General features: G+C 62.3%; 14 protein-coding genes. 5 read left to right on the top strand and 9 right to left on the bottom strand.

The window, feature by feature from the left end; all coding sequences use genetic code 11:
- Positions 1 to 32: 32 nt before the first annotated feature.
- A complete protein-coding gene (locus IPG61_08175; GenBank protein ID MBK6734056.1) occupies positions 33 to 1,616 on the bottom strand; it encodes a hypothetical protein in 1,584 nt (527 codons plus the stop codon).
- Positions 1,617 to 1,681: 65 nt separating this feature from the next.
- Entirely contained in the window at positions 1,682 to 2,113 is a 432-nt protein-coding gene (locus tag IPG61_08170; GenBank protein MBK6734055.1) for a hypothetical protein, read from the bottom strand.
- Positions 2,114 to 2,655: 542 nt separating this feature from the next.
- On the opposite strand from IPG61_08170, the gene IPG61_08165 reads away from it, so the two are divergent.
- The 5 genes from IPG61_08165 (at position 2,656) to IPG61_08145 (ending at position 6,949) form a co-directional block, all read left to right on the top strand.
- Complete coding sequence (locus IPG61_08165) at positions 2,656 to 3,306, top strand: methyltransferase domain-containing protein (protein MBK6734054.1); 651 nt, start codon at positions 2,656 to 2,658, stop codon at positions 3,304 to 3,306.
- A 9-nt stretch (positions 3,307 to 3,315) separates the two neighbouring features.
- Positions 3,316 to 4,110 carry an RNA ligase family protein gene (locus IPG61_08160; GenBank protein ID MBK6734053.1) on the top strand — a complete coding sequence of 265 codons (795 nt, stop codon included), beginning with the start codon at positions 3,316 to 3,318 and terminating at the stop codon, positions 4,108 to 4,110.
- Between the two features lie 86 nt (positions 4,111 to 4,196).
- Positions 4,197 to 5,228 carry an AAA family ATPase gene (locus IPG61_08155; protein ID MBK6734052.1) on the top strand — a complete coding sequence of 344 codons (1,032 nt, stop codon included), beginning with the start codon at positions 4,197 to 4,199 and terminating at the stop codon, positions 5,226 to 5,228.
- Positions 5,218 to 5,910, top strand: coding sequence for a nicotinamide mononucleotide transporter (locus IPG61_08150; GenBank protein ID MBK6734051.1), 693 nt, complete (start codon positions 5,218 to 5,220; stop codon positions 5,908 to 5,910). Before IPG61_08155 ends, IPG61_08150 begins: the two co-directional genes overlap by 11 nt.
- 1 nt (position 5,911) lies before the next feature.
- Entirely contained in the window at positions 5,912 to 6,949 is a 1,038-nt protein-coding gene (locus IPG61_08145; protein ID MBK6734050.1) for an AAA family ATPase, read from the top strand.
- Between the two features lie 849 nt (positions 6,950 to 7,798).
- On the opposite strand, the gene IPG61_08140 is transcribed toward IPG61_08145, so the two are convergent.
- The 7 genes from IPG61_08140 to IPG61_08110 form a co-directional block, all read right to left on the bottom strand.
- Entirely contained in the window at positions 7,799 to 9,727 is a 1,929-nt protein-coding gene (locus IPG61_08140; GenBank protein ID MBK6734049.1) for a hypothetical protein, read from the bottom strand.
- Between the two features lie 13 nt (positions 9,728 to 9,740).
- Positions 9,741 to 10,007: a hypothetical protein gene (locus tag IPG61_08135; protein MBK6734048.1), complete on the bottom strand. Its 267-nt coding sequence runs from the start codon at positions 10,005 to 10,007 to the stop codon at positions 9,741 to 9,743.
- A 925-nt stretch (positions 10,008 to 10,932) separates the two neighbouring features.
- The gene (locus IPG61_08130; protein MBK6734047.1) at positions 10,933 to 11,313 is read right to left on the bottom strand and encodes a hypothetical protein; all 381 of its coding nucleotides are present in this window, start codon (positions 11,311 to 11,313) and stop codon (positions 10,933 to 10,935) included.
- Between the two features lie 234 nt (positions 11,314 to 11,547).
- The gene (locus tag IPG61_08125) at positions 11,548 to 11,850 is read right to left on the bottom strand and encodes a hypothetical protein (GenBank protein ID MBK6734046.1); all 303 of its coding nucleotides are present in this window, start codon (positions 11,848 to 11,850) and stop codon (positions 11,548 to 11,550) included.
- 13 nt (positions 11,851 to 11,863) lie between these two features.
- Positions 11,864 to 12,649, bottom strand: a complete 786-nt coding sequence (locus IPG61_08120; GenBank protein ID MBK6734045.1) for a nucleotidyltransferase domain-containing protein — start codon at positions 12,647 to 12,649, stop codon at positions 11,864 to 11,866.
- Positions 12,636 to 13,565: a nucleotidyltransferase domain-containing protein gene (locus IPG61_08115; protein MBK6734044.1), complete on the bottom strand. Its 930-nt coding sequence runs from the start codon at positions 13,563 to 13,565 to the stop codon at positions 12,636 to 12,638. Before IPG61_08115 ends, IPG61_08120 begins: the two co-directional genes overlap by 14 nt.
- Before the next feature lie 195 nt (positions 13,566 to 13,760).
- Positions 13,761 to 15,632, bottom strand: a complete 1,872-nt coding sequence (locus tag IPG61_08110) for a hypothetical protein (protein ID MBK6734043.1) — start codon at positions 15,630 to 15,632, stop codon at positions 13,761 to 13,763.
- Positions 15,633 to 15,640: the final 8 nt, after the last annotated feature.

Raw genomic sequence — 15,640 nt, 5'->3', positions numbered from 1 at the left:
CTGCATCAAACCCTTTGAGGCTACGTCCGGGCTCAGTCCGCGGTGCTCCCAACCCGCAGTCCGAACTCGCTAGCGAGCCTCTCTGCCCACGGGCCGTATTTTGTGCGCCGAAGCAGGGCGATTGATGCGGCGTCCAGGTCCCGGTTCTCAACCCGCAATCCGAGCCGGCATGCCGCCTCGAAGCGAATGGCGGCAAGAACCGCGCGTTCGCAAGGGCCCGGCCAGCGGCGCAGGCATCGGTCAGAACAGCGGAAGGCCTCGCGCAGGCGTCCCGCGCTAAGGTCTCTCAGCGCGCGAAAGCGAAGCGCCGCGATAGGTTCATTCATGCCGATCAGCGCCTCGAGATTCGCTTCGAACGCCGCGTCCTCACCTAGCTCCAAATAGGCACGTGTCTGGGAGTCGAGAACGGCGTAGCTGTTCTCGATGGCAAGACAGGCCGTCGTGGTCTCGACCAGCTGGCGCCAATCCTGGTGCGACTCGTGGATCTGACAGAGAACATACCAGATTCCGAAGCTCTCTGGGTCGATGGCGACGAGCTCGCGGGCCAGGGCTTCGGCTTCGTCATAGTGCATCTGATGCTCGAGGATGTCGGCGACCAGAGTCCTGGCCGACAAGTGCGCCGGTTCTTCGCTTAGTACCGTGCCAAGGATCTCCATGGCCTTGTCATAAATCTCGCCGAAATGAAGCTCGCGGGCGAAATTGACACGGGCCTCGAGCGGTGGCACGCCGCCGTGAAGGTCGTGTGCCAGATCAGTGACGGCAGTGTAGACACTGCTATCCTGCCTGGGAATGGGGACGTCTCCGGAGACCCAACGCCAATCCGTGGCAAATTCCCGCAAGCGGAATGACGTCCCGGTGTGTTCACGCACCCACGCGTGCCAGGCAGCGGCATCCGAGGCATAGGTTTGCTCAAGATAAGGGATCACGTACTGCGCGAGCCAGTAAGCTGAGGCGGTCTCGGCGTAGTGTTCGTTCTTTTCCATGTCATCGAAGCGCCAGCGACCTGCCGCGACGCGCCGCATCCTGTCGTCGTGGTGAACAATCTCGTGCACTAGAATCTCGAGCATCACCAGTTTCAGGAAGAAGGCAGCGGCTGGCCATCGACTGACGGATGGATCACTGACGTATGCGTAGATCTCGATTGCCGACGTCGCGTTAAGATACACTCCAAGATAGGCTCCCTCAAATACGCCTGGGATGATCTCATGACCGAGGCGCCCCAGCCAGGGGTCACGCTGGAGGTTCCGTTCATCCAGTTCGTCAGTCTGTTCGTCGAACCGCTGTCGCCCGGACAGGAGTCGGACCTCTGCAATTCCATCCAGCACACCCGGTGGCAGCAATTGCAACACGTTGCGGATATCCACCGGCGTCGCCGGATAGAAGAGACACGCGCTCTCGTCAATGACCCGCACCCGGGGCGCACCCGAATGGGCGGGGTGGGAATCGGTACTTTCCGCAGAACGCCGTTCTGCGGCCACGCAGCTCTTGATGCGTCTCTTGGTCCAGGTAGCTTCGCGCATCTCGACCAATCGTCGGCGGTGCAAGACCTTGTCACTATAGTTGAGCTTGCGTTCATCAAGATAGGCGCGGCGAGTGGCGTGAATACTACGCGACATGATCCCTCTGGTCTCCCATGGTGCAGCCGGGGGCGGGGAAGAGAACGTCGGGGCGCGCGGTGTTGTCAGTCATCGAGATCCACGTCCATTCCTGCGCACACCGCGAGTTTCAGGACGAATTGCAACTCCGGCGTCTTCTTGCCGTCGATCGTGGCGGCCAGCATGCCCCGCAGATGCGCTCGCTGGCCACGGAGAGCCGCCAGGACGCGATCCGTGGCCAGCCCCGCCGGCAATTCAGCTTGGGGCTCAATGGTGACACGGAGAACGGCCGCGCCCCGGACAGGACGTACTGAGGCTACAATGAAATGCCGGAGCCCGGTCGCTGCCGGCGCGGCGGCGAGGAAGGTGTCCACAACTCGCTGCGCCGCCTTGCAGACGCGTCCGGCATGGGGGCTGGGCTTGCCGGCGGATTGCGATAGACGCTCCCGGGTCTGGATGCCGTCGGGGCTGTCATCCGCGCACAGCTCCCCGGCAAGCGCCGCGATGGTTTGCGCCAATCGGGGGCCGTTCTGTTTTCTCAGCGTTCGTTTGCAACAAGTGCCGGCGACATGAGTAGCCGAATTTCCCATGCGTTGATCCCGCCATTCTGCTGAATGATGTCCACGTGAACTCACCAAGCCCTATGTGTCCCGCCTGACTGTCCCCTAACGCAATCTACCGGCGGCTTGGCCTGCGATACTGCGCGATGCCGCAACCGATGGGTCGACGCGGCACGCACACGATGTCGGGATCCAATCGGCATTGTGACCAGAATGTCCGCGGATGCCAAGCGACATCTACCCAGCACCGGCCTGGAGGGCGCATCCTCCGTGATCGCGGAAGAGGCGACCTCGTCTCTCGAGAGCTGCCAGGTCCGGCGACCTCACGCTCCAGGCAGTTCATGTCCGTTCGACTGCTCACGCCGGCACGGCCAAAGCTGTGGACGGCCCCGATAAGGCCTTATCCGGATTCTGCGGCCAATCCGCCTGTCGCCTATATGAGCCTCATAGTGTAGGATAATATCCGGGAATTTAGCCTGCTCTAGCCACGGTGACAGACGATGGATGCTTTAGCGGAACTGAACACCCGCTTCTACGCCGAAGCGACTCTGGCGTTTGTCCGGGGCCGGCTGCATGCCCCAGACCTCGATGCCGTTGATGCACTTCCAGCCGCCCGCAAAGCGGGATTGCAGCTGACGAAGTTCAAGCGGTCCGAAGTTTTGCCACGCGTGCGCCGCGTCATCGGTGCCCTTCACGCTCTGCAGCCGGTGGACCTGTTGGACGTCGGGACAGGGCGCGGGGCTTTCCTGTGGCCCCTGCTCGAAGCGTTGCCTGGATTGCCGGTCACGGCCATCGACAGGCGACGGGACAGGGCCGCCGACCTGCAGGCCGTCACACGGGGCGGGGTGCGCCGACTGACAGCTGCATGTATGGACGTGCAGGGCCTGGCGCTTACCGAAGGGTCTTTTGACATCGTGACCATGCTCGAGGTCCTGGAGCATCTGGAGCAGCCGTTGCTGGCGGCCCGCGAAGCCGTGCGGGTTGCGCGCCGCTCGGTCGTCGTCTCGGTGCCATCGCACCCGGATGACAATCCCGAGCACTTGCACCTGTTCACGGCCGAGCAGATCGAGCGCATCTTCATGGACGCCGGGGCGTCGCGCGTAACGGTCGAGCACGTTCTGAATCACCGGATCGCAGTGATCCGGAAGTGAATGAGCATCATGGAGTTACGGAAGTACCCCCGAACGCCTCACTTGGAAGGGTCGCGCCTGCAACCCGGCGACGAGGACCTGGCTGCGGTGCCGTTTGTTGCCATCGCGGGCCAGCACCTTGTGGTTGAGGAGAAGGTGGATGGTGCGAACTCGGCAGTCAGTTTCAGCGCCGATGGCGCCATGCACCTGCAAAGCCGCGGGCATTTCCTGACCGGTGGCTACCGCGAACGCCATTTCGCCCCGCTGAAGGCCTGGGCGTCGACCGTGCGCGAGGAGCTCTGGGTCGCATTGCGTGACCGCTATGTGATGTACGGCGAGTGGTGCTATGCCAAGCACACCGTCTACTACGACCAGTTGCCCCACTACTTCCTCGAATTCGACATTCTGGATCGCCAGAGCGATAGCTTCCTGGCGACGCCCGCGCGGGCAACGATTCTCCGTGAGACCGGTGTCAAGTCTGTGCCGGTCCTGCACGCGGGCGGCCTTGCACGGATTGAAGAACTCACGGCCATGGTGGGGGTGTCGCGCTTCAAGTCGCCGAACTGGCGGACGCGCCTCCGCGATGAGGCGGCGGGCCTTGGCCTGGATCAGGACCGTGCCTCCGCGGAGACTGATCCCACCGACCTGATGGAGGGGCTGTACATCAAGGTTGAGCGGGAAGGCCGCGTGATGGAGCGCTACAAGTGGGTGCGGGTCGGCTTTCTGCAGGCGGTCGCGCAGTCGGACAGTCACTGGCTCGACCGGCCGATCATCCCCAATGCGCTCGCCCCCGGGGCGGGCCTTTTCCCGGGAGGCGGCGCGTGAGTTGGCTCTTGGCCGCGTGCCCGTCCTCCCCGGACTGGCGGCTCGACTGGCCCGGCTTGTTCGCAGCCGCCCCATGGCTGCAGGCCATGGCGGGATGCCCACAGGACGCAGCGCACCATGCCGAGGGTGATGTCGCCGCGCACACCGAGCTGGTCGCGGCCGCCCTGGCGGCAAGTCCCGCCTGGCAGGCGTTGCCTAGGTCCGAGCGCGAGGACCTGTTCGCGGCGGCGCTGCTGCACGATGTGGCCAAGCCAGGTACGACGCGGTGCGACAGCGACGGGCGCATCACGTCGCCTGGGCATTCGCGGCGGGGAGCGGTGGCTGCGCGGCGCATCCTCTGGGAACTGGGCTGGCCTCGCGCGCGCCGTGAGCGCATCTGTGGCCTGATTCGCCATCATCAGGAACCTTTCTTCATCATGGCGAGAGACGACGCTGAACGGCGGGCGATCACCATGAGCTGGCGTCTGGATTGCCGCCATCTGGCGCTGCTCGCCGAGGCCGATGCGCGCGGGCGGCAATGCCGTGACTCGGGGCGCCTGCTGGAGAACATCGAGTTGTTTGTTGAGTACGCGCGTGAGCTCGACTGTCTTGATCAGTCCTATCGCTTTGCATCGGACCACAGCCGCTTCCTGTACTTTCGCCGCCAGGATCGATCGCCCGCGTACTGCGCGCATGATGATACCAAGGGACTTCTGACCGTCATGTGCGGCCTGCCGGCGGCGGGAAAGGACACGTGGATTCGGCAGCAGGAACCAGGATCTGCGGTGATCTCGCTCGATGACATGCGACGGGAGCTCAAGGTGCGGCCGACGGATCCCCAGGGTCCGCTTGCTGCAGAGGCTCGCGAACGGGCACGAGTGCTCCTGCGACGCGGCGTCAGCTTCGTGTGGAACGCAACGAACATCAGCAATGACCAGCGGGGGCGGGTGATCGACCTGGGTGCGGATTACGGCTACAGGATCCGGATCGTTTGTGCGGAGGCGGACGCAGTGGACTTGCGCCGGCGCAATGATGAACGGGACAGGCCGGTGCCTGCTGCGGCATTGGAGAGGATGTTGGAACGGTGGGAGGCGCCGGACCTGACGGAGGGGCATGAGGTGGTGTTTGTTGAGCCTTGAAACGCACGGACAGCTACTTGTGGCGGACATCTACCATGGCCTACTGGCGCCCATCCCACTCGGCGGCTACGCCCCGACTTCGGCCATGGAGATCCTGGCTGTCATCTTCACGGCGGCAAGTGTCGTTGGCGCTACGCGCCTCAAGATCGCCCAGTACCCGGTCGGCATTCTCGCGACGATCCTCTACAGCTTCGTGTTTGTCGATGCCAAACTCTACTCGAGCCTTGCGCTGAACGTCTATTTCACCGTCATCCAGCTCTATGGGCTGTATTTCTGGATGTTCGGCGGCAAGGTGGGGACAACCGATGTCGGCCGGCTGAAGCTCAGGGAGCCGCCCATCGGTGACTGGCCGTGGCGCATCGTGGCATTTTGGGGAGCCATGGCAGCGGCCACCAGCGTCCTGGTGGGCTACGCCGTCGCCAAGTACCTGAACGGAAGCTCCGCGTTCATGGATGCCGCGATCCTCGCACTCAGCGTGCTGGCTCAATTTCTTCTTGACCGCAAGCAGCTCAAGTCGTGGATCTTCTGGGGCCTGGTCAACGTGCTTGCCGTGCTCGTCTACGGATTTCAACAGCATCTTCTGGTCTCGGGATTCCTCTATGCCGGACTCTTTGTCAATGCGTTCGCGGGCTACTTCCATTGGCGCAAGGTGATGGCGGCGCAATCGAAAGTGACGATCTAGGATGGCCTTCCTGAGAAAACCTCGTCGTGGCTTCGTGCTGGGCAAGTTCATGCCCCCGCATAATGGTCATGTCTTCATGTGCGATTTCGCGCGCCATTATGTGGACCGCCTGACCATTCTGGTCTGTTCGCTTCCAAGTGAGCCGATCCCCGGCGCGCTTCGGTTTGCGTGGATGAAGGAGATGTTCCCCGGCTGCGATGTGCAGTGGATCAACGAAGTGCTTCCGCAGGAGCCTCAGGTGCCCGACGATTTCGCATTCCGCCGCCTTTGGCGGGATGTCGTTCTCCAGTGCGGTGGGGCAACGGCCTCCGGTCCGGCCCCCTTCGATGTGGTGTTCGCGTCGGAGGAGTACGGACGCTGGCTGGCGGCGGAGGTCGGCGCGGAGTTCGTCCCGGTCGACATGGGGCGGCTGGCGGTGCCCATATCCGGCGCGATGGTGCGTGAGCGGCCGTTCGAGAACTGGGAATTTCTGCCCCCTGTAGTGCGCCCATATTACGTGAAGCGGGTGACGGTGTTCGGGCCCGAATCCACCGGCAAGTCGACGCTCTGCCGGGCGCTGGCGGAGCACTACCGCACCATCGTCGCCCCGGAGTACGGCCGGACCTACACCGAAATGTTTGGAACGGATGTGAACGCGGAAGATCTGCGCAGGATCGTTCAGGGCCATGTTGCGGCGGTCGCAGCAGCTAAGCACCAAGCGAACAGGATTCTGATCGAAGATACCGATCCTGTCATGACGGGCGTTTGGAGCGATCTGCTGGTCGGCGGCAGGCATGACTGGTTCGGCGTGTTCCGGGACTACGCCGATCTGTATTTGCTGTCGGATGTTGATCTGCCCTGGATAGATGACGGCACACGGTATTTCAGGAGTGCGGACAAGCGCCGGCACTTCTATGAGATGTGCGAGAATGAGCTCATTGCCAGGAATATCCGCTATGCGGTAGTGCGCGGCCAAGGTGATGAACGGACCCGAGCAGCGATCGCTGAAATCGACAGGGCGATCTTTGGCGGCGCGGACCGGGACCAGATTCGGACGTGATGGCCCCGTCGTTGCCGTCGGTGCAGTGCGATCATTTCCGACGAATCGCCGTCACACGAACAGTCCGTTCCCCACACAGGTCCACGTATGGTCGTGACCATCATGCAACCGGCCGCGGAGCCTGTAACGGCCTCGCCATCCAAGGCAGATTGGGATCAGGAACCCATGTCACACGCCATCGCGGGACCCGTCAGAAACGTCTGATTGATCGGGACCCCACTGCCGCTTGATGCCGGTCCTTGAGCCCAACCGACTTCTGGGTGCGAGGGAGGCAGCGAAGATGATGCACTCCCACTGCGTCAGAATCTGCATCATGTTGCGCGGTGGCGGTGTCGGACTGAAAAGCATGGGTCGAGGGCGATGAAAGCGGACTCCGGCGGAAGATTCGAGCTTCACCCGCAGCGTTGATTCTAGCGCTCGTGCTGCGGCAGGACGCACCAACCATGTTGATACACACCACAGCCACACGCACTCAAGTTTCGTTGACCGAGGTCTCGGCCATGCTCGCCCGTTGCTTGCGCCGAGTGTCTTGCCGCGTCCAGACATGCTCGTCGATCGCCCCGAATGCGCCGGACTACTTCACCGCGGGTACTCGCGCGGGATGCGCCGCACCTGAACCTGGTAAACCGATGGTTGATATGGTGGCTCGGGGCGTCGCAAGACGGGATGCGTCCTCGGATTCAAGACATTGAACGCCCGCGGCCCATGGATGATCGCAAGCCAGACCCCCGACACGAGGTCATGGGTGACCTGACAGAATCACCCAGACCTCGTCTCGGGAATCCTACTATCCGATCGCGTTTGCGGTCAGCAAGCAGCAACTCCGTGTTGAAAGCACGGCTGCCGAGATCACCGCAGCAGCACCAGTTTCGTCAGGGCCTTTCCATAATCCGCGGTTTCGACCCTCGCCAGGTACACGCCCGATGCGGCCAAACGACCCGCGTCGTCGCGGCCGCTCCAGTGCCAGGAAATCCCGTTCGCCAACACCTCTGGGCCCGACAGCGTTGCCACATGTCGTCCGCGAACATCATGGATGTACACTGACGCGAAGCCATCGAGCGAGCCGGCAGCTTCGATCACGATCCCGGCACGGGCTCCCGCCGGGTACCACCGGAGATCCAGGTGTCCCCTTGGTCGAGCGCCATCCACAAGCAACTCCGACGAGTGATCACCGATGTTTCCAGCTCCGTCTTCTGCAAAGGCACTGAACGAAAGGCGGTCGACGTCGAGAGTGCTGAACACCAGAGTATCTCCATTGTCTGCCCAGAATCGCACCGGATCTCCTGGCGATCCATCGTCGATGTCGACACCGATGCGTCTGATCCCAGAAGTCGGGTCACTGGCGCTGGCGAGAATGCGGACCTTATCAAGGCCCACAGATGCGACATCGATCTGGGCAATTGGCAGATCGCCATCGACAGTGGCGGACCACAAATTGGTTTCGATCGGCTGGTTCTGGCCGAAGTGCTCGTCGAAATAGATCACTGCCCGGTTGGTAATCAACTGACCGTTAGCCAGGAACGGATGGGGTGCGATCGAGAAGTGCACCGCACCTTCGCCATTGGGCGCCACGGCGTTCGGCGGAAGGAATCCCAGGAGAGGATCCGACACTATCGACATGCTCACCGGGTCGAGGCTGGTGAAGCGCCAGGAAATGGCGCCGTCTTCAGACAGCTCAACCCGCACTTCAACGATGATCTGCTGCTCGGGGCGAAGGTCGACATAGTGCGCTGTGTTGACAGGCGTTCCGCGCAGATCCAGCTCATGCCTCCCGAACTGGGCTGAAATCAGTTGAATCGAGTCAATGTCGAAGGACGAGGCATCGATGGCGTCAACGATGCGAACCACCTGTGCCGGGGCAGACGCGCCAGCATCGTTCTCGAAGCGTACGCGAAACGCAACGCGCTCCTGGATATCGCGGACATAGCCGGCACCGAGCGAGCTGCCGAAGCCGGCCTTGTCGTTGGGGTCCATGCTTGTCACCCACTCCAGGAAGTCGAAGTCGCATATTTCCAGTGGGGTACCATCATAGAGATGGAACTCGCACATGTTGTCAATATCGCGAGCGACGCAGAACATCCCGACGATGTTTGCGGCAGCAAAAGCGGTGATCGTGACCGGATTCGTGGCAGCCACGATCTCGGCTCTCGTGATCGCGGCGCATAGCGCGGCATCGGCGAGGATATTCGACTCGATGATGAGCTGGCGCGGCGAAAATTGCGCGAAGCCGCGCTGGGCCAGTTCGGCGCCCACTCCGACGGCCAAATTGAAACCCAGGCTTGTCAGGCACGGCAGCGGCGCGAGGTCTGACAGGGTGATCTGGAACTGCCGCGACATGAAGTTGTCAAAACACCTGGACCCCGTCGGGGGAAGCCTCTTGTGGAAGCCGGTGGGCGGGTTCGCCGGCGACGTTTCAAGAGGAAGTGCCGCGGCCCGCAGTGGTAGAGTGGATCCGGACTCGCCGGCGGCAAGGTCGCGGTGCAGCACGAACCGCGCGACCGTATGCGCACCTGGGGTCACGCCAGTGACGAACGCCATGAGATATTGTGCGCGACCGTCGCGGCCAACGAACGGATCGCCCGGCACCGCTTGGACGGGCCACGAGACTTCGGACTCGACGAGGTCATGCGTGACGGTCGCGTGCAGATCAGGAATCTCGACTGTAACGAACGACAGGGGAACAACTTCCTGACTGCGGTTGATTATCTGCAACTCGAATTCGGCGTCCTGCCCGAATCGGGTCACGGTCGAACCTGTCAGGCTTGCGACCACGGGCATTGTGGTTTCGTTCTCAAACTCGAAGTTCGCGCTGAAGAGGGAGGCCTGAAGCGTATCCGGTATCAACCGCAAGAAGATACAGGTGGTTCTGTCCAGAATGCAGGAGGCCGCCCACTTCGGGCCAGGTAAGGAAGGACTCGATGTTGTGGTCGCCTCCCATGCTGCCGAGAATCGCGGTTCCATTCAAGTACACGCCGGGAACCCCGGCCCCTGGGCGCCCGAGGAAGTTGTCAACCGCGAAGTTGAGCGCCAGCGAGGCGTGTTCGAACTCGAAGGGCACCTCAAACGGCACCGAATAGAGACGGGCTCCGGTCGATCCGGCGCGACCGGTCTCATTGATCCACCTTGCCTGGGGATCATACGAAAGCGAGTCTATCCAGGCACTAGGAACGCTTCCTGTGACTTCCCGGGCTGCGACGCCGGCACGCGCGGCCGCGAAGTCGTCCGGTCCAGGCTGCGATGTCGTCGGCCGCACGCAGGTTATGGGGCCCTGTGTGGGACCCAACGATGACACAGACGACCTGACGACCAGGACGTCGGACGCATGAGAAGCGCTGACACACGCGATGATTCCAAGCAGGATCGTGGCGGCACATGTGCAGAATCTCGTCATGCCCCTTGAGTCCAGTGCTCTCACTGGCCGCCGGGATCCCCTGTGAGCCCGGTTGTCGAGCGTTGCCATATCGTCCTCCAGTATGTTCATGTGAGTTGAAGCGCGCTGCGGCATCACGGTAGCGGGCACAATGCCACGTCACTCAATGAAGTCGGTCTGGTTCGCGAGGTGTGACACGCGTCGGTGGCCGACTGGTTTTGGTATGCGCAAACGTCACGATCTCGTCGCCTGGCAATTGCGCCACACGGCATTGGAACGGGAGTTTCGCCGGCATAGCTTACGATCCCACCAGCGGGGATGGGGCAGACACGAGGAAGTGCGAACAGCGCCGGCATGCGCGAAATTCGCCGGAACAGGGCCTCCCTCCGGCACGAGGCCGGAGGAGGAGGAAGCAACGGCTGGGCTGGCTAGTAGGACGTGACGACCGTGATGCGAAGCGCGTTGACGCGCGCGCGCGAGGGGCCCACCGGGTCGTAGTTCGGGAACCGACGGACGTCGACGAACAGGGCACTGACATCTTCCATCGTTCAGCTCAAGCGCTTGCTGGTGATGTCCCCAGCCATCGGTGCCACCCATGTGCCACCGGAACAGGTCATCGGAAGGAGTCTGCGACCAGGGAGGCATCGCGTGCCACGCTGCGGTACACGCCATCGTTGCCGACGCAGTCAACCTTCATCCGCATGACGTCCGACGACGTACCCGCGTCATAGCGGGCATTGACATCAACGTACACGCCGACGATGGTCTCGCCCGCCTGCAGCGTGGGGTAGTTGAACCAATAGGCATCCAGATGCTCCGTGGAGGCCATTAGGTCGTTGTAGGTGAAGAGGGCGGGGTTCTGGTTGTCACCGGCGACGGGAGCCCCCTTTGTGCCATTCGGATTGGCCCAATGGGCGCCGAAGACCGGGACGTTCGTCGCGTACATCGTGCGTACGCGGGACGCCTTGTCGGTCGCCAGCGGCGCAGCAACCACTTCGCCCGTCTCGAGATCCGGCGAGCCAGCGAATCGCGGAGCGCTAACTTTGAGGTCCCGAAGATCCGACCTCGTCGGAATTCGTCGTGGTGCCGATCGACGACGGGTCCAGGGGGGAAGATCGGTTGTGCAGGCAGGCGGGGAGGGTAGGCCCACATGTCGGCCTCGAAGATCAACTGCATCTCCACCAGACCGACAGGTCGCCATAGGATCATGCCCTCTCCCCTTGGACAATCAGCGGTACAGACGATAGAACTTGAACGACTTGGGCCATTCATTCCTTGGCTTGAAGGCAATGGCCACCTCGCGGCCGTCGAGTGCCGATTCCGTCAGGATGACGTGATCCGCACAGGTCTTTGCCTGCTCGAACTCGGCCCCATTCACACAGCATATCGCCTTGTAGAACGGCCCCGCCAACCAGGCGGCGATCTCGGGAGAATCGGCGAACTTCAGGTAGGCGGCGAGTGAGGCGTGTGCGGCCGCCAACAATGCGAAACCCGTCGGGACATCGTCGCGGATCAGGATGTACATCTTCATGTCGGAGACCACCTCAATTGCGCGCCGGGTCCTGAAGGTCCTTGATTCGTGCCTGCCGGAGCCACTCGGAAAGGTCCTCCCGGTTGGGCGCTTCCTCCGGCAGCGGACTGCTCGCCAGCGACTCCTGGATGAGTGCCTCCAGGTCGGGCCAGCGCCGCCGCAGTTCCTGGTCCAGCGTCGGAGGCAGCGTGGCCTTTTCCCCGTGTTCCTGCTTGAGTGCAATCGCTTCTAGAATCACGGTTTGGCCGTACTCCCGCGCCGACATGTTCAGGTCCACGAGCAGATGAGCGGTACGCAGCAGGTGGGCCCCCGTCAGAGCCACCCGGAACGTGTAGAGCATGGTCTTGAGTCGCGGTTCCGGCAACTTCTGGTGCTCGGCAATCTGTCCGCTGAAGTAGCCCAGATAGTGCCGTGCAAAGCGCCGCGACAGCGCTTGCTTGGCCAGGCGCTTCAGGTCATTCAGTTCCGGTGTTGGAAACAATTGATACGGGGAGAGTATTCTCTCCAGCATGTTGCCGTTGCCGTTGACCAGCAGCCCCAATGCCTTTCTGGCCTCGTGGAGCGTCAGGTCGCATTCGACGTCATCGTACCATTCCATCCGATCGTGGGTCTCCGCCGGCGTCTCGAGCCCCAGCCAGCTCTTCGTCGGCACCAGGTGAATACCCTTCAAGTCCAGGTCGCTGTCGGCCGAGGCGAACCCGTAGTGGTGTGAGCCGGTGACGGCGCATAGAAGTACTCGTCCTTCAGGTTGTCGGGTCTCGACGAACCTTCGGCCGAGATGCAGATCAGGATCGTGCATCGAGGACCTCCTGGATCAGGTCGGCGCACAGTTCGCCGAGGAGCGTTTCGTCAGGCGATTCCCTCAAGACCGAGTCCGACATCGCACGATGGATGGCCGACGCGAGATCGTCGCACCGACGCATCAGTTCATCGAAGGACCAGGCACCATCGCGGATAGCCAGGAGCTCGTCGCGATCTTCGCGATGGACACGCAACTCGCCATGCTCCAACGCTTCGCGAGCCATCCGTTGCAGCCGAATCAGATGCATCGCGTGCTTGGTGTCGTAGCCGAAGCGTTGCTCGAGCTCCGCGCGCGCCGCGTTGCGGTTGCGCAGCCAATGCTGGTACTGTTCGAAATGCTGCTTGGCGGCCCTGTAGCGACGTTCCTGGTCCAGCACCGCGAGAAAATTGGTGGAGAACGTCAATCCGACTTCGCCGCTCTCGAAGAGCGCCTCGGCGGCCCCACGCTGTTCACTTGTCAACGCCGGCTGGTCAGGCAGGCCGAACTCCCGCCGTGTCGGCGCGGCCGAGGGAGGATCAAGCAGCCATTGCCGATGGGTTCGGATCCTCGACAACTGGGACCGGGCATACCCGGCAAACGTGTCGCCGACACGCCGCGAGAGAAACAGGGCGCGAGCCTCCAGCAGTCGCCGTCCAGCGCTCGAAACCTGCCGATGGTGCCGCGCATCCGTCCACAGGATCTCGAGCATCGTGGGATTCGCTGCCACGGCCAGGCGAAAGAACTTACGCACCTCGAACTGGACATCGTCCGCAGTCCGTTCGATCTGCTCGGGAGCCGCTGCGTAGCCGTAGTACCAACTCCGGGGCCCGACCACGACTCCCCGGATGTCGAGGTCGGACCCGGGGCGGGCAAGGTTGAAGGCAACACTGCCGTAAACGGTCTCGGACAATACAGTTGTGGGGCACATGTCCATGCGTATTCCGTCCAGTGACGTGTTCTGTCCTTGGCAGACGAGCGCGATCCGTGAAGGCCTCCCGCGCCAGCCGGCGCGGGATCGAGAAGCCGCTACAAGTACCACGTGCGGGTGTATCAGCGCCACCGCATTCGCGCTCCCGCGGGCACTCCGTGAACGCACGTGCCGGCGCGAGAATGGCCGAATCCGCGCGGCTCACCTCAACATGGTGATTCTCTGCACGTCGCGTGTCCCACAGGAGCCAGCCGCGACCGCAAAATACAGCCCGCTGGCAACGCGCCGCCCGGCATCATCAGCCCCATCCCACACCAGGGACTCGGTACCGGCCGCGCGCCAGCCCTGCAGCAGAACCCTGACTACCCGACCCCGCAAGTCGACGATCTTCGTCTCCACGTTGCCGGCCTGCCCGACAGAGAGCTTGATCTCGGCTGAACGAAGACAAGGTTGGGGAAATATCGATTCGATGCGTACGCCCGAACACTCGGATGGGGGAACCGCCGGAGCGTCCGGGTCCACGATGGCGATCTCGGCCTCGGCGACGTACTCGCCGGTTGTCGAAAGCGCGACCAGAATGACGCGACCGGTGCCCGTGGTGTCGCCATCAGCTGCCTGCACATCCACACGTAGCGAGCCGGAGCCCGTGACTTCCTGACCTTCGCCACCGGCCAACGAATAGGTCCACCCTGCAGGCAAGATGGCTTTGGAGTGGACGCGCAAGGTCTCTGCCGGCGCCGCTTCGTAGGGAATCCACCAACTCTGGCTCTTCGACCCGCGGGCCACGGACTGTGTGTTGATCTGGCGGCTCTTTCGCATGTGGGCCGGCGGTCTGTCACAGCCCTCCCAGTTGAAATAGTTACCAGAGGATCGACCCATGAACTCACGAACTATTACGAACATTGCCATGGCTCGCTCTTTGCAGCGCGCGATATTCTCGGTGCCGTACTCGCTAACGTCACAAACAAGCGCCATGCAGTCCAGGAACAGTACATCGCAAATGGCGCGATCCAGCTCCCCACATCCTGTAGCTGTACCGCCTACATCCGATGTACCGTGATAGCAGCAATCATGGTCATTGCAGCAGAAGTTCAACTGTCCGCCGAACCAACGCCCGCCAGCGTTGATCCAACCTTCAATAGTTCCACGCAATGGGTCCGGACCACAACCATTGCGCCGGCATGGAATGCTCTCTTTCGTCGATTCACCCGTCACGGGTGCAAGCAGATACAGCGTCTGCGCGTACGTGATTGCCGCCTGGTTCAGAAGCGTGTCTTCGACGGCTGAGCTGCCTGCGGTGAGCGGGCCGTTCTGCCACAAATACGCGGCCTCCTGTGCGTCAGGCTCTCGAAGTCGTTCCATGAACTGTGCGCGATCAAAAGCACTCATTTCGACGAGTTCATCGGCTTCATAGCCGAGTATGCGCACATGCTCGAAGTCCCCGCCGCCCAGACCGTCAAACGGAAGACTATACAACTCTTCACCGCCGGTTCCTCGCAGCACTGCGTGACGTCCAACGACGTCGCTTTCAACAGCGTACGAAACCGCGATTCCCGTCTTGTTCGTGGCCAGAACAGTCCCCAATGGAGCAGTATCGTCTGCTGCTGGACTTGCTCCCGAAGCGGCTTGTGCCGCGGCATCATCGAAGTAGACATGCACGCGGAAGCACCAGTGCCTATCTCCGAGCGGATAAGTGAAAGGCATGCCAACCTCCGAGGCTTGACGTGCCGGCAAGACGAGCGAGCTCGTGGTATGCAGGGTGTTCCAGCCGCCACCCAGACCGAAGAGCTTGCCCTCGAAGACGACGCTGTCGACCGCAACGGGTGCGATGTCGCGATTCACCAGTTTGGCGACGACGGTGATCGTGTCGCCCTGAATGATCCTGATGTGGGGCTTCGAGATGCGGAGCTTGAGATCCACAAGCCTGGACGGACGAAGTCCACAGCCCTGACCGACTCGGGGCACGACGAGATCCCATTCCTCAGCAGTCGGGCCGCCGGGGCTCCAGGTGCTCGGACAACGCTCCGTGATGAGATCCTCGAAACCGAGGCGGAGATCCCCGTCCTGATCCATGGATCTCA

Source organism: bacterium, from assembly GCA_016703265.1.
Classification (GTDB): Bacteria; Krumholzibacteriota; Krumholzibacteriia; order LZORAL124-64-63; family LZORAL124-64-63; genus CAINDZ01.
Note: the sequence above shows the minus strand (reverse complement) of the source record. Positions and strands in the feature narration are given on the sequence as shown.

Bases quoted from the DNA above. Each gene is read 5' to 3' on its own strand.
- IPG61_08110 (MBK6734043.1), bottom strand. From the start codon at position 15,632: ATGGATCAGGACGGGGATCTCCGCCTCGGTTTCGAGGATCTCATCACG.
- IPG61_08155 (MBK6734052.1), top strand. From the start codon at position 4,197: ATGGCGGGATGCCCACAGGACGCAGCGCACCATGCCGAGGGTGATGTC.
- IPG61_08115 (MBK6734044.1), bottom strand. From the start codon at position 13,565: ATGGACATGTGCCCCACAACTGTATTGTCCGAGACCGTTTACGGCAGT.
- IPG61_08140 (MBK6734049.1), bottom strand. From the start codon at position 9,727: ATGCCCGTGGTCGCAAGCCTGACAGGTTCGACCGTGACCCGATTCGGG.
- IPG61_08125 (MBK6734046.1), bottom strand. From the start codon at position 11,850: ATGAAGATGTACATCCTGATCCGCGACGATGTCCCGACGGGTTTCGCA.
- IPG61_08145 (MBK6734050.1), top strand. From the start codon at position 5,912: ATGGCCTTCCTGAGAAAACCTCGTCGTGGCTTCGTGCTGGGCAAGTTC.
- IPG61_08120 (MBK6734045.1), bottom strand. From the start codon at position 12,649: ATGCACGATCCTGATCTGCATCTCGGCCGAAGGTTCGTCGAGACCCGA.
- IPG61_08160 (MBK6734053.1), top strand. From the start codon at position 3,316: ATGGAGTTACGGAAGTACCCCCGAACGCCTCACTTGGAAGGGTCGCGC.
- IPG61_08165 (MBK6734054.1), top strand. From the start codon at position 2,656: ATGGATGCTTTAGCGGAACTGAACACCCGCTTCTACGCCGAAGCGACT.
- IPG61_08175 (MBK6734056.1), bottom strand. From the start codon at position 1,616: ATGTCGCGTAGTATTCACGCCACTCGCCGCGCCTATCTTGATGAACGC.